The 23,140-nt window shown below is 70.0% G+C and carries 22 protein-coding genes; 14 read left to right on the top strand and 8 right to left on the bottom strand.

Features of this window, described 5'->3' with window-relative positions:
• Window positions 1-9: 9 nt before the first annotated feature.
• The 3 genes from HDC36_RS08590 to HDC36_RS08580 all read right to left on the bottom strand — a co-directional run bounded on the left by HDC36_RS08590 (window position 10) and on the right by HDC36_RS08580 (window position 2,314).
• On the bottom strand, window positions 10-264 hold the full coding sequence (locus HDC36_RS08590; RefSeq protein WP_179566308.1) for a WGR domain-containing protein: 255 nt from the start codon (window positions 262-264) through the stop codon (window positions 10-12).
• Between the two features lie 386 nt (window positions 265-650).
• Window positions 651-1,775, bottom strand: coding sequence for a 3-dehydroquinate synthase (gene aroB / locus HDC36_RS08585; RefSeq protein WP_179566307.1), 1,125 nt, complete (start codon window positions 1,773-1,775; stop codon window positions 651-653).
• Window positions 1,772-2,314: a shikimate kinase gene (locus HDC36_RS08580; RefSeq protein ID WP_179566306.1), complete on the bottom strand. Its 543-nt coding sequence runs from the start codon at window positions 2,312-2,314 to the stop codon at window positions 1,772-1,774. The genes aroB and HDC36_RS08580 overlap by 4 nt, the downstream gene beginning before the upstream one ends.
• A 376-nt stretch (window positions 2,315-2,690) precedes the next feature.
• On the opposite strand from HDC36_RS08580, the gene pdxH reads away from it, so the two are divergent.
• Genes pdxH through HDC36_RS08565 form a run of 3 tightly spaced genes read left to right on the top strand, consistent with a single transcriptional unit; the run spans window position 2,691 to window position 4,532 of the window.
• Window positions 2,691-3,290, top strand: coding sequence for a pyridoxamine 5'-phosphate oxidase (pdxH, locus tag HDC36_RS08575; protein WP_179566305.1), 600 nt, complete (start codon window positions 2,691-2,693; stop codon window positions 3,288-3,290).
• Window positions 3,287-3,739, top strand: a complete 453-nt coding sequence (gene aac(6') / locus HDC36_RS08570) for an aminoglycoside 6'-N-acetyltransferase (RefSeq protein WP_179566304.1) — start codon at window positions 3,287-3,289, stop codon at window positions 3,737-3,739. Before pdxH ends, aac(6') begins: the two co-directional genes overlap by 4 nt.
• A gap of 1 nt (window position 3,740) precedes the next feature.
• A complete protein-coding gene (locus tag HDC36_RS08565) occupies window positions 3,741-4,532 on the top strand; it encodes a cobalamin-binding protein (RefSeq protein WP_179566302.1) in 792 nt (263 codons plus the stop codon).
• A gap of 16 nt (window positions 4,533-4,548) precedes the next feature.
• Here the strand turns inward: HDC36_RS08565 and HDC36_RS08560 are convergent, their stop codons facing one another.
• Complete coding sequence (locus HDC36_RS08560) at window positions 4,549-5,973, bottom strand: MFS transporter (protein WP_179566300.1); 1,425 nt, start codon at window positions 5,971-5,973, stop codon at window positions 4,549-4,551.
• 99 nt (window positions 5,974-6,072) lie between these two features.
• Here HDC36_RS08560 and soxR point away from each other — a divergent pair, with 99 nt between their 5' ends.
• Both soxR and HDC36_RS08550 read left to right on the top strand, forming a co-directional pair.
• Window positions 6,073-6,510 carry a redox-sensitive transcriptional activator SoxR gene (gene soxR / locus HDC36_RS08555; protein ID WP_179566298.1) on the top strand — a complete coding sequence of 146 codons (438 nt, stop codon included), beginning with the start codon at window positions 6,073-6,075 and terminating at the stop codon, window positions 6,508-6,510.
• A gap of 43 nt (window positions 6,511-6,553) precedes the next feature.
• Window positions 6,554-7,579, top strand: coding sequence for a 2-hydroxyacid dehydrogenase (locus tag HDC36_RS08550; RefSeq protein ID WP_179566296.1), 1,026 nt, complete (start codon window positions 6,554-6,556; stop codon window positions 7,577-7,579).
• Window positions 7,580-7,591: 12 nt separating this feature from the next.
• Here HDC36_RS08550 and HDC36_RS08545 read toward each other — a convergent pair whose 3' ends face one another.
• From HDC36_RS08545 to HDC36_RS08530, 4 genes are all read right to left on the bottom strand, one after another.
• Window positions 7,592-8,047, bottom strand: a complete 456-nt coding sequence (locus HDC36_RS08545; RefSeq protein WP_179566294.1) for a DUF4426 domain-containing protein — start codon at window positions 8,045-8,047, stop codon at window positions 7,592-7,594.
• A gap of 12 nt (window positions 8,048-8,059) precedes the next feature.
• Entirely contained in the window at window positions 8,060-8,893 is an 834-nt protein-coding gene (gene proC / locus HDC36_RS08540; RefSeq protein WP_179566292.1) for a pyrroline-5-carboxylate reductase, read from the bottom strand.
• 150 nt (window positions 8,894-9,043) lie between these two features.
• A complete protein-coding gene (locus tag HDC36_RS08535) occupies window positions 9,044-10,090 on the bottom strand; it encodes a hypothetical protein (protein WP_179566290.1) in 1,047 nt (348 codons plus the stop codon).
• A gap of 278 nt (window positions 10,091-10,368) precedes the next feature.
• Window positions 10,369-11,031: a YggS family pyridoxal phosphate-dependent enzyme gene (locus tag HDC36_RS08530; RefSeq protein ID WP_343204340.1), complete on the bottom strand. Its 663-nt coding sequence runs from the start codon at window positions 11,029-11,031 to the stop codon at window positions 10,369-10,371.
• Between the two features lie 112 nt (window positions 11,032-11,143).
• Between HDC36_RS08530 and HDC36_RS08525 the strand changes: the two genes are divergently transcribed.
• The 9 genes from HDC36_RS08525 (at window position 11,144) to HDC36_RS08485 (ending at window position 23,068) form a co-directional block, all read left to right on the top strand.
• Window positions 11,144-12,181 (top strand): type IV pilus twitching motility protein PilT, encoded by a 1,038-nt coding sequence (locus HDC36_RS08525; RefSeq protein ID WP_104557606.1) that lies wholly within the window; start codon window positions 11,144-11,146, stop codon window positions 12,179-12,181.
• Between the two features lie 99 nt (window positions 12,182-12,280).
• Entirely contained in the window at window positions 12,281-13,411 is a 1,131-nt protein-coding gene (locus HDC36_RS08520) for a PilT/PilU family type 4a pilus ATPase (protein ID WP_179566286.1), read from the top strand.
• Window positions 13,412-13,576: 165 nt separating this feature from the next.
• Window positions 13,577-14,842, top strand: coding sequence for a PQQ-binding-like beta-propeller repeat protein (locus tag HDC36_RS23655; protein ID WP_179566284.1), 1,266 nt, complete (start codon window positions 13,577-13,579; stop codon window positions 14,840-14,842).
• A complete protein-coding gene (locus HDC36_RS08510) occupies window positions 14,839-16,335 on the top strand; it encodes a GGDEF domain-containing protein (RefSeq protein ID WP_179566282.1) in 1,497 nt (498 codons plus the stop codon). The genes HDC36_RS23655 and HDC36_RS08510 overlap by 4 nt, the downstream gene beginning before the upstream one ends.
• A 50-nt stretch (window positions 16,336-16,385) precedes the next feature.
• Window positions 16,386-16,985 (top strand): MFS transporter permease, encoded by a 600-nt coding sequence (locus HDC36_RS08505; protein WP_179566275.1) that lies wholly within the window; start codon window positions 16,386-16,388, stop codon window positions 16,983-16,985.
• 129 nt (window positions 16,986-17,114) lie between these two features.
• Window positions 17,115-17,831 carry a YitT family protein gene (locus tag HDC36_RS08500; protein ID WP_179566274.1) on the top strand — a complete coding sequence of 239 codons (717 nt, stop codon included), beginning with the start codon at window positions 17,115-17,117 and terminating at the stop codon, window positions 17,829-17,831.
• A gap of 589 nt (window positions 17,832-18,420) precedes the next feature.
• Entirely contained in the window at window positions 18,421-19,794 is a 1,374-nt protein-coding gene (locus HDC36_RS08495; protein ID WP_343204324.1) for a hypothetical protein, read from the top strand.
• A gap of 36 nt (window positions 19,795-19,830) precedes the next feature.
• Window positions 19,831-21,939, top strand: coding sequence for a LodA/GoxA family CTQ-dependent oxidase (locus HDC36_RS08490; RefSeq protein ID WP_179566273.1), 2,109 nt, complete (start codon window positions 19,831-19,833; stop codon window positions 21,937-21,939).
• A gap of 13 nt (window positions 21,940-21,952) precedes the next feature.
• Window positions 21,953-23,068, top strand: coding sequence for an FAD-dependent oxidoreductase (locus HDC36_RS08485; RefSeq protein ID WP_218848120.1), 1,116 nt, complete (start codon window positions 21,953-21,955; stop codon window positions 23,066-23,068).
• Window positions 23,069-23,140 lie beyond the last annotated feature (72 nt).

Below are 23,140 nucleotides of genomic sequence, written 5' to 3'. Positions count from 1 at the left end.
GGGGTTTCCTTAGCGCGGGGCGTCGGCGCCGCGAGTGAACATGACCTGGAAGCCGCGCTTGATTTGCGCATCGCGGGCTTTCTCGAAGGCGGCGTGGGCCTCGTCCTGCAGCAGGTATTGCTCGCGCTTGAGCTGCGCGCGGCCGCCGATCTGGCCGCTCTCGCGCAACAGCTCCCAGCTGCCGAACAGGTCCGGTTGCAGGGTTAGCTGGATGTAGCGGGGCGGCTCGTTGCCGCCGGGGCGTTGCTGTAGGAAGACGCGCATGGGCCGATTGTACCCATCGCGGGTCGCCGCGGCGTCGGCGCCGGCCGCGCGTTATGGGACGGGTGGGGAAGCCGGCAGGGCGTCCGGGCCGCGGTCGGTGGGCGGCCGCGGCGGCAGGCGGCCGGCGCGATATGCGCATTTGCCAGCGCGCTGAACCATGGACGACGCGCGACGTCCGGGGCGCGCGCGTCTTGGCGCAGGCCTGCGCCCCGGACGCGGTGCAGGGCACGCGCGCATGCTGGTTCCGGCTGGGGGCGCTGTGGGAGGTCCGACGTGGTGAGACTGAGACCCACCACGTCGCTCGTCGCGACTGAGGTCGCTCCCATAGGGACTTGCGGCGCGCCGGCCGCCGAGGGCGGATGGATGCCGCGGCTCGACGCGGTGCGCTATGCCGCGGCGCGCACGGCGGCGTCCAGCACCGCCAGCACCGCCGCCTCGTCCACGTCCGGCACCACCTCGGCCCGGCCGATGCCGCGCCACAGCACCAGCCGCAGGCGCCCGGCGATGTTCTTCTTGTCCAGCCGCATCCGCGCCAGCAGCGCCTGCGGCGCCAGTCCGGCCGGCAGCGCGGTGGGCAGGCCGTAGTCGGCCAGCAGCGCGCGCAGCCGTTCGGTGTCCTGCGCCGTGGCCATGCCCAGCTGCGCCGACAGTTCGGCCGCCAGCACCATGCCCACCGCCACCGCTTCGCCGTGGTTGAGGTTGGCGTTGCCGGGCGCGCCGTAGCCCTGTTCGGTCTCGATCGCGTGGCCGAAGGTGTGGCCGAGGTTGAGCAGGGCGCGCTCGCCCTTCTCCAGCGGGTCGCGGGCCACGATCTCCGCCTTGTGCTCGCAGCTGCGCGCGATCGCCTGCGCCAGCGCGGCGGGCTCGGCGCCCAGCAGCGCGTGGCGTTCGGCATGCAGCCATTCGAAGAACAGCGGGTCGCGGATCGCGCCGTACTTGATCACCTCGGCCAGGCCCGCGCGCAGTTCGCGCGGCGGCAGGCTGCGCAGGGTGGCGGTGTCGGCCAGCACCGCGCGCGGCGGATGGAACGCGCCGACCAGGTTCTTGCCCTGGGCGATGTCCACCGCGGTCTTGCCGCCGACCGACGAATCGACCATCGCCAGCAGCGTGGTCGGCAGCTGCACGCAGTCGACCCCGCGCATCCAGCACGCGGCGGCGAAGCCGGCCAGATCGCCGACCACGCCGCCGCCCAGCGCCAGCACGCAGGCGTCGCGGGTGGCGCCGAGCTCGGCCAGCGCGGCGATCGCCGCGCCGAAATTGTCCAGGGTCTTGGAGGCCTCGCCGGCGGGGATCGTGAAGGCGCCGATCTGCAATTCCGGGCGCGCGGCCAGCAAGGCCTGGCGGACCTGCGCCGCGTACAGCGGGGCGACGTTGCTGTCGCTGAGCAGCAGCACATGGCGGCCGCGCACGTGCTCGGCCAGAAGCGCGCCGTCGTCGAGCAGGCCGGGGCCGATGCGGATGGTGTAGGCCGGGTCGCCTTCGACCGCGACGCTGCGTTGGGAGACAGTCATGCAATGGGGTCCGGAAGTTTCCACGACGCGGCCAGGCGCACGACCAGCTGCGCGGTGGCTTCGGCGGGATTGAGGTGGTCGGTGTCCAGGATCAGGTCGGCGACTTCGCGGTACAGCGGCTCGCGCACCGCGTGCAGCTCGTGCAGCACCCGTTCGCGGTCGCCGCGCTGCAGCAGCGGGCGGCTGCGGTCGCGTTGCAGGCGCTGCAGCTGCGAGGCCACGCTGACCCGCAGGTAGACCACGAAGCCGTGCTCGCGCATCTCGCGGCGGCTGTCGGCGTCGAGCACGGCGCCGCCGCCGGTGGAAATGAGGTGGCCGGGGGTGCTGAGCACGCTTTCCAACACGGTGCGCTCGTGCTCGCGGAAACCGGCTTCGCCGGCATGCTCGAACAGCGAGGCGATGCTCGCGCCGGTGCGTTCGACGATGGCCTGGTCGCTATCGACGAAGGCAAGGCTGAAGCGCTCGGCCAGGCGGCGGCCGATGACGCTCTTGCCGGCTCCCATCGGGCCGACCAGCACGAGATTGGGGGCGGGATTCATCCGCCGATGCTAGCAGACGCGCCGCGTGCGCAGGCCGGTCGCGCTGCTTGCATGCATTGCGCCGAGCGCGTGCCGATGCGCTTGCGGCACGAGCGCGTCGCGGCGCTGGGCGGCGCCTCTGCGCGTTGCGCGGCGTTGGCGGCCAGTCAGCTGGGACGGCCAGCGCGCCGGTCGCGGCGCCCGTGGCCGCGCGGCCCTGCGCACGGCATGTGTCGCGCGGTGCTGCGGGCCGCAGCAAAGGCTGGCGAGCGCGCAGCCGATCGCGGCACGCGGTCAGGGCCGGTAGGGCCGGCGCCATGGCAGCCCCGCGCTGCCGCGTGCGTCGCGCCGTGCATGGCGCGACAATGGGGCATCGTCCGCCGAGTGCCTTGCCGCCATGCCCGATCTCTACGCCGAAGCCCTGTCCACGTTCGCCGACCTGTTCGCGGAGGCGCGGACCAGCGATGAGGCCGAATACAACGCCATGGTCGTCGCCTCGGCCACGCTGGAGGCGCGTCCGTCCTCGCGGGTGGTGCTGCTGAAGTCCTACGACGCGCGCGGTTTCGTGTTCTACACCCACCTGGACAGCCAGAAGGGCCGCGAGCTGCAGGCCAACCCGCAGGCCTCGCTGCTGTTCCTGTGGCGGCGCATGCGCGAGGACGGGGTGCAGGTGCGCATCGATGGCGAGGTGCAACTGGTCGCCGCGGCCGAGGCCGATGCGTATTTCGCCTCGCGTCCGCGCATGAGCCAGATCGGCGCGTGGGCGTCGGCGCAGTCGCGCACCTTGCAGTCGCGCGAGGAGTTCGAGCAGCGCGTGGCCAAGGCCGAGGCCAGCTTCGAAGGCCGCGAGGTGCCGCGCCCGGACGGGTGGGGCGGGTTCCGCGTGGTGCCACGCAGCTTCGAGTTCTGGTACGGCGGCAAGTACCGCCTGCACGAGCGCTGGCACTACGCCGCCGACGCCGCCGGCCACTGGTCCAAGCGGATGCTGTTCCCGTGACCGAGCGGTTCTCGATCCGCGCCGCCGCTGCCGCCGACCTGCGCGCCTGGGCGGCGCTGCGGATGGCGCTGTGGCCGGACGAGCGCGATGCCTTCGGCGGCGTGGCCGAAGCGCTGCAGCGCGAGGACGCGGCCAATTTCCTGGCCTTCGCCGGCGATGGCCAGGCGATCGGCTTCGCCGACGTCACCCTGCGCCAGGACTATGTCAACGGCACCGACAGTTCGCCGGTGGGGTTTCTGGAAGGCTGGTACGTGGCGCCGGCGTGGCGCGGCCACGGCATCGGCCGCGCGCTGCTGCGCGAGGTGCGCGAGTGGACCCGCGCGCAGGGCTGCAGCGAGCTGGCCTCCGATGCGCTGATCGACGACGCCGCGGCGCAGGCCGCGCACCGTGCCTGCGGGTTCGAGGAAACCGAGCGCGTGGTGTATTTCCGCATGCCGGTCGAGGACTGACGTGGGTCCGCAGCGCATCGTCTGCCTGACCGAGGAACCCACCGAGACGCTGTACGCGCTCGGCGAGCAGGCGCGCATCGTCGGCATCAGCGGTTTCACCGTGCGTCCGCCGCAGGCGCGCCGCGACAAGCCCAAGGTCAGCGCCTTCACCAGCGCCAAGATCGGCGAGATCCTCAAGCTGCAGCCGGATCTGGCGATCGGCTTTTCCGACATCCAGGCCGAGATCGCCGCCGAACTGGTGCGCAACGGGGTGGAGGTGTGGATCGCCAACCACCGCAGCGTCGACGGCATTCTCGACTACATCCGCCGGCTCGGCGCGCTGGTCGGCGTCGGCGCGCGTGCCGCGGCCTACGCCGACGAGCTGCAGCGCGGGCTGGACACGGTCGCGGCACAGGCGGCGGCGCTGCCGCGGCGGCCGAAAGTGTATTTCGAGGAATGGGACGAGCCGATCATCACCGGCATCCGCTGGGTCGCCGAACTGGTGCGCATCGCCGGCGGCGACGACGTGTTTCCGGAGCTGTCGGTGGAACCGCTGGCCAAGGCGAGGATCCTGGCCAACGGCGACGAAGTGGTGCGGCGCGCGCCGGACATCATCCTCGGCTCGTGGTGCGGCAAGCGCTTCCGCCCCGAGCGCGTGGCCGCACGGCCGGGCTGGGCGGCGATCCCGGCGGTGCGCGACGGCCAGCTGTTCGAGATCAAGTCGCCGCTGATCCTGCAGCCGGGACCGGCGGCATTGACCGACGGCGTGCGCGCGATCGCGGCGATCGTGCAGGCCTGGGCGCAGCGCCAGTAGCCGCGCCCACGCGGGCTCAGCGCGCCGGCACCGCCTGGGTGCGGCCGGCGATGCCCACGCCGAGCAGCGCCAGCAGCGCGGCCACCGCGAAGGTGGACAGGTACGCGGCGGCCACCGACCGGGTCAGCAGCGCCGCGAACAGCGAGCCGCCTACCGCCAGCGTGGTCGCCACCGCGATCGCCTCGCTCAACTGCAGCGCCGAACTGTTCGCGCCCTGCTGCGCCGGCGGCGACAGGGTCAGGGTCAGCACCGACAGGGTCGGATAGATCAGGCCCATGCCCAGGCCGGTGGCGGCCCAGCCGCCGATCGCGACCGCCGCGGGCAGCGCCGGCCACAGCGCCAACGCGGTGATCGCCACGCCCAGCGTCATCAGTGCGCAGCCCACGCGCAGCCGGCGCAGGCGGGTGCCGTCGCGGCCGTAGTGGCCCTGGTACCAGGAGCCGGCGAACCAGCCCAGCGCGCCCACGCTCAAGGCCACCCCGGCCCAGGTCGGCGACAGGCCGCGTTCGCGCGACAGCAGCAGCGGCAGGAATGCCTCGCAGCCGAAGAACGCCGATCCGGCGATGCCGCGCAGCGCGATCACGCTGGGCAGCCCGCGTGCCGCGCGCAGGGTGCCGCGCGGCAGCAGCCGCCATGCGCAGGCCAGCAGCAGCGCCAGCGCCGGCAGCACCGTGGCCGCCGCCCAGGCGCCGCGCTGCTGGCCGCCCAGATACAGCAGGCAGATCCCGGCCGCAGCGCCGATCGACCACAGCAACGGCGCCGCGCTGGAACGCGCCGCTGCGGCCACGCGCGGCAGGCTGCGCAATGCCGGCTGCAGCAGCGCCGCCGAGGGCAATGCCAGCAGCGGCACCGCCAGGAACACCCAGCGCCAGCCGACGTGTTCGACGATCAGCCCGCTGATGCTCGGCCCGATCAGCGACGGCACCACCCAGCCGGCGGAGAACGCGGCGAAGATGCGCGGCCGCAGCGCCTGCGGATACAGCCGTGCGACCAGCACATACAGCGCCACCGAGATCGCACCGGCGCCCACGCCCTGCACCAGCCGCCCGGCCAGCAGCATCGGCATCGACAGCGCGAAGCCGGCCAGCAGCAGGCCGCACACGAAGCACAGCAGGCCGGCCCACAGCGGCGCCGCCGGACCGCGCAGATCGCTCCAGCGCCCGGCCACGGTCATGCCGATCGCGCTGGTGGCCAGGGTGCCGCCGAACGCCAGCGCATACAGCCGCAGGCCGTCCAGTTCGCGCGCCACGGTCGGCATCGCGGTGGCCACCGCCAGCGCTTCGAAGGCGATCAGCGAGACCAGCGCGACCATGCCCAGCGTGGTCGCGCGATAGCGCGGTGCCAGCACCGAATCGGCGGCGGACGCTGCGGGTGCGGTGGCGTCCGGCAGCGCCGGTGCGGCGCCTTGGGATTCGTTGCTGGAAGACGTGGCGTGGTTCATCGAAAAGCCTTGTGCGGGGCAGACGGGCCGGCAGCGGCCGCTTGCGCGGCGGGGAGCGGACGCGCAGCATGCAACCTCAACCGGGCTCGAGGTCAAGCGATGCACGAGGAACTGAGCGTGGGGCAGGTGGCCGAACGCAGCGGCGTGGCGGTGTCCGCGCTGCATTTCTACGAGAAGAAGGGCCTGATCCATAGCCTGCGCACCGCCGGCAACCAGCGCCGCTATGCGCGCGACGTGCTGCGCCGGTTGGCGGTGATCCGCGTTGCGCAGCGCGTCGGCGTGCCGCTGGACAGCATCAAGGCCGCGTTCGCGCAGCTGCCCGATGCGCGCACGCCCACGCGCGCGGAGTGGGCGCGGATGTCGGCGGCCTGGCGCCAGGAACTGGACGCACGCATCCTGCAGCTGACCCAACTGCGCCACCAGCTCACCGATTGCATCGGCTGCGGCTGCCTGTCGCTGCGCCGCTGCCGCTTGAGCAACCCCGCCGATGCGCTGGGCGCGCAGGGCGAAGGCGCGCAGCGCTGGACAGCGCCGTGAGCCACGCCGATGCTGGGCGCTGCGTAACCAGCGGAGCGGTGCGATGAAAGTGGCGGTCTACAGCGCGCGACGCTACGACATGAAGTTGCTGGCGCAGGCCAATGCCGCGCATGGCCACGACCTGGTGTTCGTGCAGGACGCGCTGAGCGCGGCGACGGCGCCGTTGGCGGCCGGCTGCGGTGCGGTCTGCGTGTTCGTCAACGACCGGGTCGATGACGCCGTACTCGCGCTGCTGGCCACGCTGGGCGTGGGTCTGGTCACCACCCGCTCCACCGGCTTCAACCATGTCGACGCGCTGGCCGCGCAGCGCCACGGCATCGCCACCGCGCGGGTCAGCGACTATTCGCCGTACTCGGTGGCCGAGTTCGCGGTGGGGCTGCTGATCGCGGTCAACCGGCGCATCGCCCGCGCCAGCCAGCGCACCCGCGACGGCAACTTCGAGTTGGACGGGCTGATGGGCTTCGACCTGCACGGGCGCACCGTCGGCGTGGTCGGCACCGGCAAGATCGGCCGCATCTTCGGCCGCATCATGGCCGGCTTCGGCTGCCGCATCCTCGGCTTCGATCCGTTCCCGCATGCCGAGTTCCTGGCCCAGGGCGGCACCTATGCGGACCTGCCGACCCTGCTGGCGCAGAGCGACGTGGTCTCGCTGCACTGCCCGCTGACGCCGCAGACCCAGCACCTGATCGACGCGGCCGCGCTGCAGCGGATCAAGCTCGGCGCGCTGCTGGTCAACACCAGCCGCGGCGGCCTGGTCGATACCGAAGCGGTCATCGCCGCACTGAAATCGGCACGGCTGAGCGGCCTGGCGATCGATGTCTACGAGCAGGAAGCGGACCTGTTCTTCCACGACCTGTCGGCCACGGTCATCACCGACGACGTGATCCAGCGCCTGGTGTCGTTCCCGAACGTCATCGTCACCGGCCACCAGGCGTTCTTCACCGAAGAGGCGATCGGCCAGATCATGGCGGCGACGCTGGACAACATCAGCGCCTTCGAACGCGGCGCGCCGGTGCCGAACCCGATTCCGTTGCCGCTCCCGCCCGGCGCTGCGAGCGGCGGCGCCTGACCCGAAAACGCGCTAGAAGCTGCGGCTGAAGCGCACCGTGCCGGCGCCGTCGGCGCTGCGCACGTCCACCACGAAATTCAGCTGGTCGTGCTCGCTGGTGCGCACCGTGCCGACATAGTCGGTGTAGGCGTCGGTGACCGCTTCGCGCAAGGCGATGGGTTGCCGGCGGCCGCTCAGGTCGGCGGCCACGGCACGCACCTCGCCGGTGGCCGGCAGTTCTTCGCTGCCGTGCACGCGGCGCAGCGCGATCATCACCAGGGCGGTGTCGGCGGCGCGCACGATGCCGTAGCGGCGCGCCACGCTGTCGCTCATCGCCAGCGTCGGCAGCGCGTTGTAGTGCACCCGCAGCGCACCCAGGTCGGCCTGTGCGGGCGTGGCCGCGACCAGCGTGGCGGGGCGCGGCGCGTCCTGCGCCGAGCAGGCGGCCAGGGTCAGGCACAACAGCACGGTGGCAGGCAGGCGGCGCATGGCGGCTCCGGGTCAGTCGTTGGCGGCAGACAAGGCGCGGCCGCGGGCGGCGGCGGCAGCGATGGCGGTGGCGGTCAGCGCCTCGAAGCCGCCGGCCTGGAAGGTCTCGATCGCGGCCTGGGTGGTGCCGTTGGGGGAGGTCACCCGGCGCCGCAGTTCGCTCGGCGCCTCGCCGGATTCGGTGAGCATGCGCGCCGCGCCGAGCACGGTCTGCAGCACCAGCGTGCGCGCCGCCGCGGCCGGCAGGCCTTGCGCGATGGCGGCCGCTTCCATCGCTTCGGCGAGCAGGAACACATAGGCCGGGCCGCTGCCGGAGACCGCGGTGACCGCATCGATCAGCGCCTCGTCCTCGACCCAGACGGTGACGCCGGCGGCGGCCAGCAACTGTTCGGCCTGGCGCTTGTGCGCGGCGCTGGCCTGCGCGTTGGCGAACAACCCGGTGACGCCGGCGCCGAGCAGCGCCGGCGTGTTCGGCATCGCCCGCACCACTGCGTGCGCGCCGCCCAGCCAGCGGTCGATCTGCCGTGCGGTGATGCCGGCGGCGATGGACAGCAGCAGCGGCCGCTGCGCCTGGGCCAGCGTGGCCAGTTCGTTGCAGACGCTGCGCAGCACCTGCGGCTTGACCGCGAACACCCACAGCGGCGCGCCGTCGGCCGCTTCGGCCGCCTCGGCGACCGCGTGCACGGCATAGTCGGCGGCCAGCGCCTCGCGCAGCGCCGGCACCGGCTCGGCGACGCGGATGGTGTCCGGCGCGATGCCCTGCCGGACCAGTCCGGCGATCAGGCTGCGGGCCATGTTGCCGCCGCCGATGAAGGCGATGTCGGCGCTGGAATGGGCAGGAGGCATGGCGAGGCACCGAGGACGCGAGTGCGCCTATGGTAGCGGCTGCACTGCCGGCGGACAGCCTGTCGGCCGCTGGCCGGCGCGGCGAGCGGCCGCTGCTGCCGTTCCGGTGGCCCGCGCTGGCGACAGGCCGCATCGCCAGCGCGGGGTGGCTCAGTTGGCCTCGGTGAAGGCGATCGAGGGCGTGCTGCCGCCCGACGCGGTGCAGCTGCCCAGGTTCAGATTGTTGGTCTCGCCGGTGGTGCCGGCATTGGCGGCACAGGTCGGCGCGGCAGTGGAGTCGTTGGTCGCCGCCACCTTGACCGTGATCGACGAACCGGAATTGAAGTTCGCGCGCGAACCGCCGGCATTGCCCACCACATTGAACTCGGACGACTTCCACACCGTCGCCAGTTTCACCACGCTGTCCTTGGCGCTGATGCTGTAGGCGGTGCTGCCGTTGGTGAAGGTGATGCTGTCGTTGCCGTTGGCGGTCGCCGAGCCGGTCAGCTTGACGTTGGCCAGCTGTGTCGCCGGCACGTCGGGGGCGCTGACCGCATTGCTGTTGCGGTAGCAGTCGGTGCCGCCGTCGCTGAGCCAGCCGCTGGGGCAGCTGGAGCCGTAGCCGATCAGCCAGTACTGGATGAACACCGCCGCCTCGCCCTGGGTCTCGTAGTCGGTGGCGTAGACGAACTGCTGCCACACGGTGCAGCCGGAGTGTCCGTTGCACACGCTGGTGGTGCCGTCGTAGTTGGAGTTGATCTGCAGCGAGTATTCGTTGGGGCCGAGAATGCCGCCGCCGCCGAAGGCGGAGACGCCGACGCCGGTTTCCGAGGTGACCCCGCTGACCTGCGGAAAGCTGCCCACGGTCTTGCTGATCAGGGTGCTGGACTGCAACGCGTAGTCGTAGCCGTTGCCGGTGGTTTCGGTGGCGCCCCAGTGCACGCGGTGCGGGATGGGATGGACATGCCGGGTCAGGGTCTTGCAGGTGTCCGCTTGCCAGTCGGTGCTGGGGTAGGTGGCGTGGAAGCAGCCTTCGGCCGGCGCCGGCAGGTGCGCCATGGTGTCGCGCCAGGCGCCGTGCGCGCGCACCTCGGCGGGCGTCATCAGCGATTCGTCGGTTGCCGACGCCGCAGTCGCCATTGGCGCGGCCATGGCGGCGGGGACCTGCAGCAAGCCGATGACACACGAAGCAAGCAGGAATCTGGTCGATGCATCCATTTGGTTGACCTCGTACGAGCCGATCTCATTCGGCGATGGGCCGCGGAAAGCCCGCGGCCGGCGCCATGGAAGCGGAGGTTTTCGAGGCAGGACTTTGACCGACTTAACGGTTATTGACCCGATCTGCGGGCGGACGTTCGGGCACGCAGAAAAGCGATGTTTTTCAACTGTTTGACCTACGACATCTTTCCGACGTCGCTTAATCGCGTTTGAATATTTCGTAGACAAGCGCGCGCACGCGCTTGCCATCGCAACAGCGTCGGCCGCGCTGCGCGGTTTCAGGGCGCCGCGCGTGGCGCGCGGCTGCCGAACAGCGCGGTGCCGATGCGCACCATGGTCGCGCCGTCGGCGATCGCCGCGGCGAAGTCGCCGCTCATGCCCATCGACAGCGTGTCGGCGCCGGGGTGCCGCGCTTGCAGGCCGGCGAGCAGGGCGCGCATGCGTTGGAACGCCGCGCGCCGCAGCGCCTCTTCGGGAAACGGTGCCGGGATCGCCATCAGCCCGCGCAGGCGCAGCCTCGGTTGCGCGGCGATGGCCGCGGCCAGCGCGTCCACCTCGTCGGGGGCGCAGCCGTGCTTGCTGGTCTCGTCGTCGATGTTGACCTGGATCAACACGTTCAGCGGCGGCCGCTGCGCCGGGCGGCCGTTGGCCAGGGCGGCGACCAGCTTGATCCGGTCCACGCTCTGCACCCAGTCGAACAGCACGGCGGCCTGTTCGGCCTTGTTCGACTGCAGGTGGCCGATCAGATGCCATTCCAGCTCCAGCCCCGCCAGCTCGGCGATCTTGCCGGCCGCTTCCTGCACGTAGTTTTCGCCGAACGCGCGTTGTCCCTGCGCGGCCAGGGCCGCGATCGCCGCGGCCGGCTGGGTCTTGGACACGGCCAGCAGGCACGCCGGCGGGCGCTGTGCGCAGGCCGCGGCGCGGTCCATGTCCAGGCGGATCTGCTGCAAGGGGGAGAGGGGCACGGGCGGCGCTTCTGGCAATGGGGAAGGGCGCTATACTGCCGCCCGGGGAATCATCCTTCCAGTCGCAGCCCAAGGGGAAAAGCAGCGTATGGATATCGCTGAACTATTGGCGTTCTCGGTCAAGAACAAGGCATCCGACCTGCACCTGTCCGCCGGCCTGCCGCCGATGATCCGGGTCGATGGCGACGTGCGCCGCATCAACATCCCGGCGCTGGACCACAAGCAGGTGCACGCGCTGGTGTACGACATCATGTCGGACAAGCAGCGCCGCGACTACGAAGAGTTCCTCGAAGTCGACTTCTCGTTCGAGATTCCCAGCCTGGCGCGCTTCCGCGTCAACGCGTTCAACCAGAACCGCGGCGCGGGCGCGGTGTTCCGCACCATTCCCTCGGAAGTGCTGACCCTGGAAGACCTCGGCTGCCCGCCGATCTTCCGCCAGCTGATCGACCAGCCGCAGGGCCTGATCCTGGTCACCGGCCCGACCGGCTCGGGCAAGTCGACCACGCTCGCCGGCATGATCGACTACATCAACAAGAACGAATACGGCCACATCCTCACTGTCGAGGATCCGATCGAATTCGTGCACACCTCGCAGAAGTGCCTGATCAACCAGCGCGAGGTGCACCGCGACACGCACGGCTTCAACGAGGCGCTGCGCTCGGCGCTGCGCGAAGACCCGGACATCATCCTGGTCGGTGAGTTGCGCGACCTGGAAACCATCCGCCTGGCGCTGACCGCCGCGGAAACCGGGCACCTGGTGTTCGGCACCCTGCACACCAGCTCGGCGGCCAAGACCATCGACCGCATCATCGACGTGTTCCCCGCCGGCGAGAAGCCGATGGTGCGCTCGATGCTGTCCGAATCGCTGCGCGCGGTGATCTCGCAGGCGCTGCTGAAGAAGGTCGGCGGCGGCCGCACCGCGGCGTGGGAGATCATGGTCGGCACCCCGGCGATCCGCAACCTGATCCGCGAGGACAAGGTGGCGCAGATGTACTCGGCGATCCAGACCGGCCAGCAGAACGGCATGCAGACCCTGGACCAGCACCTGCAGGACCTGGTCAAGCGCAGCCTGATCACCCGCAACCAGGCGCGCGAGTACGCCAAGGACAAGCGTGTGTTCGAGTAGCCGGGATTGGTAATTCGGGATTCGGGATTGGCAGGGCAACTCGCCAGCCCGGTTCTTGCGAATCCCTAATCCCCAATCCCAAATCCCGGAGTTCAAGCCATGAGCACCATCGACTTCACCTCGTTCCTGAAACTGATGGCGCACCAGAAGGCGTCGGACCTGTTCATCACCTCGGGCATGCCGCCGGCGATCAAGGTGCACGGCAAGATCACCCCGATCACGCAGACGCCGCTGACCTCGCAGCAGAGCCGCGACCTGGTGCTGAACGTGATGACCCCGGCGCAGCGCGAGGAGTTCGAGAAGACCCACGAGTGCAACTTCGCCATCGGCGTGGCCGGGGTGGGGCGCTTCCGCGTCAGCTGCTTCTACCAGCGCAACCAGGTCGGCATGGTGCTGCGCCGGATCGAGACGCGCATCCCCACCGTCGATGAGCTGAACCTGCCGCCGGTGATCAAGACCCTGGCGATGACCAAGCGCGGCATCATCATCTTCGTCGGCGCCACCGGCACCGGCAAGTCGACCTCGCTGGCGGCGATGATCGGCTACCGCAACCAGAATTCCACCGGGCACATCATCACCATCGAAGACCCGATCGAGTTCGTGCACAAGCACGAAGGCTGCATCATCACCCAGCGCGAAGTCGGCATCGACACCGACAGCTGGGAGAACGCGCTGAAGAACACCCTGCGCCAGGCGCCGGACGTGATCATGATCGGCGAGGTGCGCACCCGCGAAGGCATGGACCACGCCATCTCCTTCGCCGAAACCGGCCACCTGGTGCTGTGTACCCTGCATGCCAACAACGCCAACCAGGCGATGGACCGCATCATCAACTTCTTCCCCGAGGACCGCCGCAGCCAGCTGCTGATGGACCTGTCGCTGAACCTGCGCGGCGTGGTCGCCCAGCAGTTGATCCCGACCCCCGACGGCAAGGGCCGGCGCGTGGCGATGGAGATCATGCTCGGCACCCCGCTGGTGCAGGACTACATCCGCGAGGGCGAGATCCACAAGCTCAAGGACGTGATGAAGGAATCCACCAACCTGGGCATGAAGACCTTCGACCAGAGCCTGTTCGAGCTGTACCAGGCCGGCGAGATCAGCTACGAGGACGCGCTGCGCCACGCCGACTCGCAGAACGAAGTGCGCCTGCGCATCAAGCTCGCCCAGGGCGGCGACGCCAAGACCCTGGCGCAGGGCATGGACGGGGTGGAGATCGCCGAGGTGCGCTGAGCCGGTCCGTCCGTCCGACAGGCGGTCGGGAGGGCAGGCGCAGGCAAGATGACAGGGAATCGACACGACACCGGTTATATGCAGGTCCTCCGCTGGTGTCGTGTTTTCAGCCAAATGCTCGCAGGAGTCCGTTGAGGACTCTTCAACCCAAGGGAGGGGATCCGCGTGAACGACGTGCCTGAGGTGCTCTGGTCGACACAGCCGCATGCCGGCTACTACATCAATTCGGTGGCGGTGTCCGGCGATGGCAATGTCATCGCCGCCGGTACCTTCTTCCACGAATACAGCAGCGCGTCGCAGAGTGCCGGGCTGGACGCGGTGCCCGTCGCCCAGCGCAAGATCTTCGAACGCATCGACCCTGCCGCCACGCGCAGCGATGTGCGCGGCAACCAGGACGGGACCTTCGGCACCTACGCCTGGGATCGCACCGGCAAGCCGCTGCTGGCGAAGGAATTCGACGGCTGGCAGGGCGTGTACTGGGTCGATGTCGCGGCGAACGGGAGCACCGTCGCCAGCTGCGGCTGGAGGAGCCAGAATCCGTACGCGGGCTTCATCGGGGCCTGGTCGGTGCCCGGCGGCGAGGAACTGCTGTCGTATCCGCTGACTGGGGGCCGCGGCAACATGGTGTCGCTGGATGGGCGCGGGCTGACCTTGCTGGCCGGTGCCGATCAGGGCTATCTGTTCTGCCGCGCCGCCGCCGCAGCCTTCCCCGCGCCTGTGTACATCGCGCTGAGCGCTGCCGGCGACACCGTCGTCGCCACGGGCCTCTCCATCGACGGCAGCACCGGGCTGGTGGCCAGCTATCACGGCGAGATCATCCTGTTCTCGATCGCCTCCGGACAACCGACGGCGCTGGCGCGCTGGCAGTTGCCCAATGGCGCCTACACCCATACCGCGGCGCTGTCCGGCGATGGGCGCAGGGCCTATGCCGGCGCCGGCGACGGCACGCTGTACGCCTTCGACGTGGCCGCGTTCCAGCGCACGCCCGCGCCGGCCTGGAGCGTGGCAGCACCGGGTGGCGCGAAGACCATCTACGGGCTGGCCTGCGATGCCGCCGGGGACAAGGTCGCGATCGCCGGCAACGTCCCGCAAGGCGGCATCGTCGCCGTGTTCGCCGATACCGGCGGCGCGGCCCAGCCGCAGTGGACGGCGTCCAGCCAGTACTCGCCCAACTGCCTGGCGTTCGATCCTGGCGGGCGCTGGTTGGGGCTGGCCGATGGCCACCCCGACGGTACGCCTGGCGGGTTCACCCTGTGGGATGCGAGCGATGGCGCGCTGCAATGGAACTGGGCCGCGGGCAACATGAGCTGGCCGATCCGGCTGAGCGGCGATGCGTCGGTGGTGGTGGGCGGCAGCGACGACAGTTCGGTCACCGCGTTCGTCGGCCCCGGTTCGGCCACCGTCCGGAACCGGCCGGAGGCGGATGGATGACAGGCTGGGACGCCGAGGCGCCGTTCCGCACGCGCGCCGCGGCGCCGCGCCGTCCCGGCGCGCTGCTGATGCTGTCGGTGGTGCTGGTGGTGGCGTGGTTGGCGGGCTTCGAGTTGGCGCGGGTGCTGGGCTATCAGACGCATGCGAGCCTGTGGTTCCCGCCGGTGGCGGTGACGCTGGCCGCCTTCATGGTGCTGGGCTGGCGCGGCGCGCCGGCGATCGCCATCGCCTGCGTGCTGGCCACGCTGCTCAGCTTCTATCGCACGACCGAGCATCCGGCCGTCCCCGGCCGGGCGGTCCTGTGGTACGCGCTGCTGTTCACCGCGCAACAGTTCTGCATCTGGGGCGGACTGGCCTGGCTGCTGCGGCGGGTCGGGCAGGGGATGTCCTCGACCAGCCTGCCGCGCGCGGTCACCTACTTCATCCTGGGCGGCGGGGTGGCCTCGCTGCTGTCCGCCTGCCTGGGCGGCGCGGGACTGGTCGTCACCGGCGCCATCGATCTGCCGGCCATGTTCGCCCAGTCGATCCCGTGGGCGATCGGCGACTACGCCGGTCTGCTGGCGCTCGGCCCGCTGGCGATCCTCGCGGTGCTGCGTCTGGCCGAGTCCCTGGGGATCGCACCGCGGCCCGGCATCCCGCGCTTGTCGGGGATGATCGCGCCGAGCGGAAGCGCCGCGGGCTATCTGGTCAAGCTCGCGCTGCTGCTCGGGATCACCCTGGTGGTGATGTGGCTCGCGGCCGCGTTGCCGCGACAGCCGGCGGTGGTCTTCGCGTTGTTCGTGGTGGTGGTGATCCAGCTGTGGATCGTGCATACCCACGGAATGCTGCAGGCGCTGGTGGCGATCGCCGCCTTCAGCCTGATGATCGCACTGGCCACGCCGCTGCTGCGGCTCGAGGCACAGGCGCTCGCGCTGCAGTTCGCCATGATCAGCCTGGCGGCGAACAGCTACTTCGGTTTGGCCGTCCCCGGGCTCTACGCCGACAACACGCGGCTGCGCCATGCGCTGGTGCGCGATCCCGTGACCGGGGCGCTGTCGCGGACCGGATTCCTGGAACAGGTGCTCAACGATCTGCAACTGGCCGCACAGGAGCCACGTCCGTTGGCGGTGATCGTCGCCGACATGGACAACCTCAAGGCGATCAACGACCAGTTCGGACACGCCGCCGGCGATGCGGCCTTGCGCGCCTTCGTCAAGCGCTGCCGGAGCTGTCTGCGGCCGGGCCAGTTGCTCGGGCGCCGCGGGGGCGACGAGTTCGCGCTGTACCTGCCGCTGACCACGCCGGACAAGGCGCGCGGGCTCACCGATGCGCTGCGCGGGGCGCTTGCCAATCCCGGCGAGGACGACGGCTTCGCGACCGGGCTGTCGGCCAGCTTCGGCCTGGCCCTGTGCGACCGGCGGGATCTGGACGCGGAGGCGCTGGAGGAACTTCTCGAACACGCCGATGCGGAGATGTACGCGGACAAGCGGCAGCGCCGCGCCTTCGCTCGCTGACCGCGGTCGACGCGGCGTGATTCGACAAACGCATCGGCCGAGTGCCACGCATGCAAATGGACAACCCCTACGCCGTCCCCGCCGCCGCGCTGGCGGACGCCGCGCCCGACGCCGCCCCGACCGATCCGCTGGCCACGCTGTTCGCGCCGTCGGGCATAAAGCTGGCCCTGCTGTGCACGACCACGTTCGGCTGGTATGCGCTGTACTGGTTCTATCGCAACTGGCAGGCGATCCGCCTGATCTCCGGGCGCCGGCGCATCTCGCCGGTGTGGCGCTCGGTGTTCTCGCTGATCTGGATCTTCGCCTGCTTCCGCGCCCTGGATCGCTTGATCGGCGCGCACCGCCGCAGCGTACTGGGCTGGTGGGGACCGGCCCTGGCCTATGTCGGATTGAGCCTGCTGGCGGCGTGGCCGACCCGACTTTCGTTCCTGGCGCTGCTGTCCTGGACGCCGCTGCTCGCGATCAACCGGCGCCTGGTCCGCTTCAAGCGGGCGCGCGGCTTGCGCGAACGCCCGCAGGAGCGATTCAGCGCGTGGACGTGGGTGTGGCTGGCGATCGTCGCACCGTTCTTTTCGCTGGCGATCTTCATGCTGGTGGTGAACGTGCTGCTGCAGCAACCGATCCAGGTGAACTTGCCCGCACCCCGCTGAGCCGGCGTCGCCGGGGGGGCCGGCGCATCGCCGGTCCGGCATGCGGTCGCGATCCGTGGATGAAGTTTCATCTGCAACCACCGCCCCGCTTGGTGTCTAATACCGCACCCCCGCGTCTTGCCTATTCCCGTGAGCCTCCCCGATTCCGATCTGCGTCCGGACCTGGACCCTTTGCCCGACGACGGTACCGTCGTCACTTCCGGGCCGCTGACGCCGCCGGCGGATTCGGCCGGCACCGCGCGCGATGCGCAGGCGCTGCGGCACAGCGTGGCCGAAGACATCCAGGGCATGCTGCTGGCGACGCTGGTGGCCTCGCTGGGCCTGGCGGTGTTCGCCCAGGGCGGACTGATGATCGGCGGCATGGCCGGGGTGGCGTTCCTGCTGCACTACGCGCTGGGCTGGAACTTCGGCCTGATGTTCGTGCTGGTGAACCTGCCGTTCTACTGGCTGTCGGTGCGGCGCATGGGCTGGGAGTTCACCCTGAAGACCTTCGTCGCGGTCGCCGCCTGTGGGGTGCTGACCGATCTGCTGCCGCGCTGGGCGCAGTACTCGGCGATGACGCCGCTGTATTCGGCGCTGGTCGGCGGCGCGCTGGTCGGGCTGGCGATCCTGTTCTTCATCCGCCATCGCGCCAGCCTCGGCGGCGTCGGCATCCTGGCGGTCTACCTGCAGCGCAGCCGCGGCTGGAGCGCGGGCAAGGTGCAGATGAGTTTCGACGGGGCGCTGATGCTGATCGCGTTCTTCGTGCTGGCGCCGCAGCAGGTGCTGTACTCGGCGATCGGCGCGGTGGTGCTGAGCCTGGTGCTGATGTTCAACCACCGCTCCGGGCGCTACATGGGCGTGTGAGCGGCACGCCGCTGCGCCTGCGTTGCGCGACGCGCGCAATGCGCGACGCGTCGGTCTGCGTTGGACGCAGGCGGCGAATGCCGACACCATCGCCAGGCGGCGCTCGATGCCGTGCCGATCCCATGTGCGTGCAACCGCCTTTGCGGTAGTGGGCGTCCGATCCACCTTTCGCACTTTCATGATGCGCATTCCATGCGCTGCGGGCGCGTGACCGCAGCAACAGTTGGAGTCAGGACGCCATGCCTCGGGTGAAGGCATGGGCCCGTTCGCAACTGTCTACGGGAGATCCCGCGTGTCTACGAAATGGCCTTGTCGGCGCGTTCGCCGGCGGCGCATGCTGGTTGCGCAGGCGAGGGGCAATACGCGCGAATGACGTGACGCGATCCACGGGAGTCATCGTGCCTGCGATGGGGGAACCGAACTAGATTTTCCAGCGCTTGCCGGTTGGCATCGTGAGCTGCCGCATGGCCGCGCGCCGTCATGGAATGTGGCGTTTTCAGCTGTCTTTCGCGTACCGAAGGAGAATGCGATGAAGCGTGCGATAGGGTTCGCGGCGTTTGTCTGTGTCTTGATCGCGGCGTGTTCGGCCGTGAATCCCGGTCCCGGTCCGGGACCGCAGCTGGGCAGTGGCGGCGTGCTGCCGACCAAGCCGGGATCCGTGGCCGGCGCCTGCGTGCCGCCCGGGTCGCCGAATTCGAACTGGTTTCCGCACGCGAACACCCCGGCGCCGGATTCGACGGATTTCGGTTCCGACAGCACCAATTGCGACTTCCACATCTGGTCGTGGAATGCGTTCCTGTGGCTGACCCAGGACGTGGGCGGCCAGCCGCGGTTCCTGACCATGACCACCGACGGCATCGGCGGTGTCGCCGACGGCGTGCTGGACCCGTTGATCGGCCGCGCGCAGCAGGCGCGCACCGTGGAACTGATCGATCAGGCCGGGCCGGACGGGGTGTTGGTGGATCGCAACGGACGCGCGGTCTACTACTCGATCCACTCCAACGATGTCTTCGGCCAGTTCATCGCCAGCAACGGCCTGCAGGACCCCAAGCGACTGCGCGCATTCAATCCCGACACGGCCTTTCCGGTGGGCAGCATGACCCTGAAGGCGGCGTGGAAGGTGGTGCAGCCGGGCGAGGACGTCTCGACGTTCTATACCCGCCAGGCGCAGATCGCGAAGCTGGGCATGCGCAAGGGCAAGATCGTCGCCACCGCCGACACCGAAACCCAGACCGTGGCGCTGGTCGGCTTCCATATCGGCGGCACGGTCAACGGGCATCCGGAAATGATCTGGGCCACCTTCGAGCACCAGAACAATGCGCCGGACCTGCCGCAGCCGATGGAGAAGATGCAGCCGAACGATATCGTCTCCGCCAGGGATTGGACGTTCTATCAGGCCAATACCCCGCTGAAGCAGTGCAACCTCAACGCGGCCGGTTCCGGTGCGCTGACCCTGAACGCGCAGACGCAGACCCTGAGCCCGGTCACCCAGGTGTGCCGCATGGTGCCTTACGGCGGAGAAAAGCCGTGCCCGAGCGGACAGGACTGCAACATCGACAACATCAAGTCGATGAACGCCTCGGTGGATGGCCAGTTGAACGATGTGTGGAAGAACTACTTCGAGGTCGGCGCGATCTGGTTCAACCAGATGGACGCGCTGCAGCCCAACTGCACCTTCCAGCCCGGCTCGTCGCTGGAGTGCGTGCCGCCGGACAAATCGCCGCTGCTCACCGGATCGATGCGGCTGTCCAATTCCACCATCGAGACCTTCACCCAGGTGCAGAGCACGCAGGACAACTGCTTCGCCTGCCACAACACCACCCAGGTGATTTCGCCCGATCCGCGCGCGCAGTCGTTGCCGGGGCTGAACGTCAATCTCAGCCATGTGGTGATCAACGATTACTTCCAGGCGCAGCTGCCGCAGAAGGCGCCGCCGGCGCCGCGGCCGGCCGCGCAGCGCTGATGCGCGCCCCCTCATCCGGATCAGGAGCAGATCATCATGTCCAGCAACGTGTTTCGAGTGCATCCGGCGATCGGCATCGGCCGCGTCGGCGATAGCCAGGCGTTCTATCTGGCCCCGGTGACCGCGGCCGGCGTGCGCGGCGCCGACGGTCTGATGGGCGGCTTGCCGGTGCAGCCCGGTACCGAGTCCACGCCGATCACCGCCGAGCAGTTCCGCGATGCCGACGGCAACGTCAAGCGCCAGGCCGCGCGTTTCCACATCTACGCCTATCCCAGCGGCAGTTCCGGCACGTATCCCAACGGCGGCGGCACGCGCGTGGACGTGGGCAGCACGATCGACGGCAAGATGGTGAAGGACATCGTCTGGACCGTGCATGTGGCCAACAAGAAGCTCAACAACTATTCGACGGTGAGCAAGGGCGAGCAGTTTCGTGGCATCGCCGCGTACGAGTCGCCGGGCCTGTTGCAACTGCGCAATCCGGACTACACCGGTTCGGGCGACCCCGACGATCCGGTGCGCCTGCAGCAGTTGGTCATCGACCCCGGTCCGCGCGCGATCAGCGTCGCTGCCGGCAGTGCGGCGGCGCTCGGTTTCGATATGCAGACCACTCCCAGCTACGCCGATGCCGCTGGCACGATCCAGCCGGCGCCGGACTATCCGGTCAGCTTCCCGTCGATGTTCCATACGCTTCACGAGCCGCTGGGCACGCTCGACTCGTTGGGCGACATGCGCGTGGAAGCCAACGGCGCGTTGATCGTGGCCGGCGGCTTTGCGCGGACCTCGGCGGTCGCGCAGGCCGACGGAAGCTATCCGCCGTTGACGGATGCGACCGAGAACGGCCTGTGGTACGACGATGCCGCCGACGGCCCGGTCAATGCGGTGCTGATCTTCAGCGACGGCTCCAGCGCCAGCGTGCAGGGCGCCTGGTACGTCACCGGCGATCCGGGCTACGCGCCGCAGACCCGCAATGTGGTCTCCACCTGGGACGACGTCTACGACGTGTGGGTGCGCGAACTGGGGCTGGTGCCGTCGCTGTACGCCAACAACGCCTTCGTCGGCACCTACCAGCCGTCCTTCAGCGACGACATCCAGCCGATCTTCCACGCGGCCATGCTGCAGCGCTGGAACACCAATCTGCCGTCGGGCGCGATCAGGGGCCACGACATGATCGGGCAGATCCAGCCGACCGACGACCCGACCGCCAAGATCCCCAACCTGAAGACCCTGATCCGCGATCCCGCCTCCACGGCCGACACCCAGACCGGCTCGCCGATGATGCCGCTCTCGCTCGGCGATGCGCAGAAGAGCTTCCTCAGCGTCAGCGCGACCCAGTACTTCCTGCTGAACCAGTGGCATGGCAACAACTACGTGCAAGGCGGCGCACCGACGCTGGGACCCGGCGAGCTGCTGGACCGGGTCACGCTGCAGAACTGCCTGGGCGGCCGCTACAGCCCGGGCATCGAGGTGTCGTTCCCGATCCGCGACACCAACCTCTATGTGACGCAATGGCAGCAACAGGATTGCGGGCCGTTCCGCATCAACCAGGCGTCGCTGGACTACGGCACCGCGCAGAAGGGCAAGCCGTTCCTGAGCTTCGGCTACGTGCCGCTGCAGTCGTACCCGGTGGAACCAGGCGATCTGTCCAAGTTCATGTCGGTGCCGTGGCATACCGACTACAACTCCTGCGCCACCCATCTGCCCGATCCCAACCCGGGAGCCGGCAGCAGCAACACGAACATCACCCCGAACAACACCTTGTTCTGGTCGTGGCCGGCGGAACGGCCCTTCGCGGTCTATCCGGTGGCGTTGTGCCAGGTCGATCCGGACGACGAGACATGGTATCCGGGCCCACAGGTGTATTCCGTGCGCGGCAGCGGCACCGACAGCGATTATCCGGCGCAGGTCGGGCGCTTCCAGAACTACGCGGATTTCGTCGCCAACTGGGCCAAGGTCGGCTTCGTCGTCAGCGGTGCGCAGATCGCGCCGCCGGCGGGACAGCCGCCGTATCCGGCGGACATGTACCTGGAGGTCGCGAGCCAGTTCGACGTGGGCCAGGAATTCGTCGCGCCCTGGCCGATGGCGAACATTCCGGCCTATCCGCCGCCGTCGGCAGCGGTGACCGCCGACGCCGATGGTCTCGGCTGAGCCGATCGACGCGATGGCCGCGAATGCACGCCATGCCGTGGCGATCGTCGGCGGCGGTGCGGCCGGATGCGCCACCGCACTGGCGCTGGCCGCGCGCGGTGTCGAGGATGTCGTCGTGGTCGACATGGGCCGCGCGCCGGGCTGGCGGCTGGGCGAGGCGCTGGCACCGACGGCCAGCGCGGCGCTGCAGCGCCTGGGCGTGTGGGACGCGTTCCTGGCGCAGCGGCCGCTGGCGTCGGCCGGCAGTTGCGCCAGTTGGGGCGCGCCGGAACTGGGCTACAACGACTTCATCGTCGCCGGCCAGGGCAAGGGCTGGCACGTGGATCGCGCCGCCTTCGATGCGATGCTGGCGGCGGCGGTTCCGGCGCGGGGCGGCACGCTGTTGCGCGGACTGCGCCTGGGCGCGATCGGCCGCGACGCGGACGGCGGCCATGTCCTGGAACTGCATGGCCAGCACGGCGGTGCGCAGCGCGTGCGTGCCGGATTCCTGGTGGATGCCAGCGGCATCGCCGCCGCGGCGGTGCGGCGGCTGGGCGTGGCGCGCAACGAAGTGGACTGCCTGGCGTTCGTCGCCGGCGTCTTCGCGCTGGAGCGCGCGGACGCGATTCCGTCGCAGGCCTTGCTGGAGGCCTGTCGCGATGGCTGGTGGTACGCGGCGAAGTTGCCGGGTGGGCGCATGATGCTGGCCCTGGCGCTGGAGCCGCGCCGGCAGCGGCATTTCCTGGACACGGCGTCGTGGCTGGCGGCGGCGCAGCAGACCCAGCACGTCGCGCGCTGGCTGGCGCAGGGCGGTGCGACGTTGCCCGATGCCGGCGGCCTGATCGCCGCACTCGGGCCGTCGGCGATCCTCAGCCGCGTGGTCGGCGAGGATTGGCTGGCGGTGGGCGACGCGGCCAGCGCCTACGACCCGCTGACCGCGCACGGCATCGTCAAGGCCCTGCAGGACGGCGAGGCGGCGGCGCACGCCCTGGCGGCGCGGCTGCAGGGCGGCGGCGCGGCACCGCTGGCGGCCTACCAGGACGGGGTGTTCGCACGCTTCCGTGCCTATCTGCGCGAGCGCGGGGCGTTGTACGCGCGCGAGCGGCGCTGGGCGCAAGCGCCGTTCTGGCAGGCGCGGCTGGCGGCTTGATCCGCCCGCACGGCGGAGCTGCGTGTGCGCTTCGGCGCAACGACCGTGTCGGGGTGTACCGTTGCGCGCTGG

Origin of the sequence: Xanthomonas sp. JAI131 (genome assembly GCF_013410075.1) — a bacterium.
Lineage (GTDB): Bacteria > Pseudomonadota > Gammaproteobacteria > Xanthomonadales > Xanthomonadaceae > Xanthomonas_A > Xanthomonas_A bonasiae.
This window is presented reverse-complemented; position numbering and strand designations above follow the sequence as displayed.

What these genes read in the sequence shown, in the direction of transcription:
- soxR (WP_179566298.1), top strand. Translation starts at nt 6,073, where the DNA reads ATGCACGAGGAACTGAGCGTGGGGCAGGTGGCCGAACGCAGCGGCGTG.
- HDC36_RS08590 (WP_179566308.1), bottom strand. Translation starts at nt 264, where the DNA reads ATGCGCGTCTTCCTACAGCAACGCCCCGGCGGCAACGAGCCGCCCCGC.
- HDC36_RS08490 (WP_179566273.1), top strand. Translation starts at nt 19,831, where the DNA reads ATGTCCAGCAACGTGTTTCGAGTGCATCCGGCGATCGGCATCGGCCGC.
- HDC36_RS08485 (WP_218848120.1), top strand. Translation starts at nt 21,953, where the DNA reads ATGGCCGCGAATGCACGCCATGCCGTGGCGATCGTCGGCGGCGGTGCG.
- HDC36_RS08580 (WP_179566306.1), bottom strand. Translation starts at nt 2,314, where the DNA reads ATGAATCCCGCCCCCAATCTCGTGCTGGTCGGCCCGATGGGAGCCGGC.
- HDC36_RS08505 (WP_179566275.1), top strand. Translation starts at nt 16,386, where the DNA reads ATGCAAATGGACAACCCCTACGCCGTCCCCGCCGCCGCGCTGGCGGAC.
- HDC36_RS08510 (WP_179566282.1), top strand. Translation starts at nt 14,839, where the DNA reads ATGACAGGCTGGGACGCCGAGGCGCCGTTCCGCACGCGCGCCGCGGCG.
- pdxH (WP_179566305.1), top strand. Translation starts at nt 2,691, where the DNA reads ATGCCCGATCTCTACGCCGAAGCCCTGTCCACGTTCGCCGACCTGTTC.
- HDC36_RS08535 (WP_179566290.1), bottom strand. Translation starts at nt 10,090, where the DNA reads ATGGATGCATCGACCAGATTCCTGCTTGCTTCGTGTGTCATCGGCTTG.
- HDC36_RS08560 (WP_179566300.1), bottom strand. Translation starts at nt 5,973, where the DNA reads ATGAACCACGCCACGTCTTCCAGCAACGAATCCCAAGGCGCCGCACCG.
- HDC36_RS08550 (WP_179566296.1), top strand. Translation starts at nt 6,554, where the DNA reads ATGAAAGTGGCGGTCTACAGCGCGCGACGCTACGACATGAAGTTGCTG.
- HDC36_RS08525 (WP_104557606.1), top strand. Translation starts at nt 11,144, where the DNA reads ATGGATATCGCTGAACTATTGGCGTTCTCGGTCAAGAACAAGGCATCC.
- HDC36_RS08545 (WP_179566294.1), bottom strand. Translation starts at nt 8,047, where the DNA reads ATGCGCCGCCTGCCTGCCACCGTGCTGTTGTGCCTGACCCTGGCCGCC.
- proC (WP_179566292.1), bottom strand. Translation starts at nt 8,893, where the DNA reads ATGCCTCCTGCCCATTCCAGCGCCGACATCGCCTTCATCGGCGGCGGC.
- HDC36_RS08520 (WP_179566286.1), top strand. Translation starts at nt 12,281, where the DNA reads ATGAGCACCATCGACTTCACCTCGTTCCTGAAACTGATGGCGCACCAG.
- aroB (WP_179566307.1), bottom strand. Translation starts at nt 1,775, where the DNA reads ATGACTGTCTCCCAACGCAGCGTCGCGGTCGAAGGCGACCCGGCCTAC.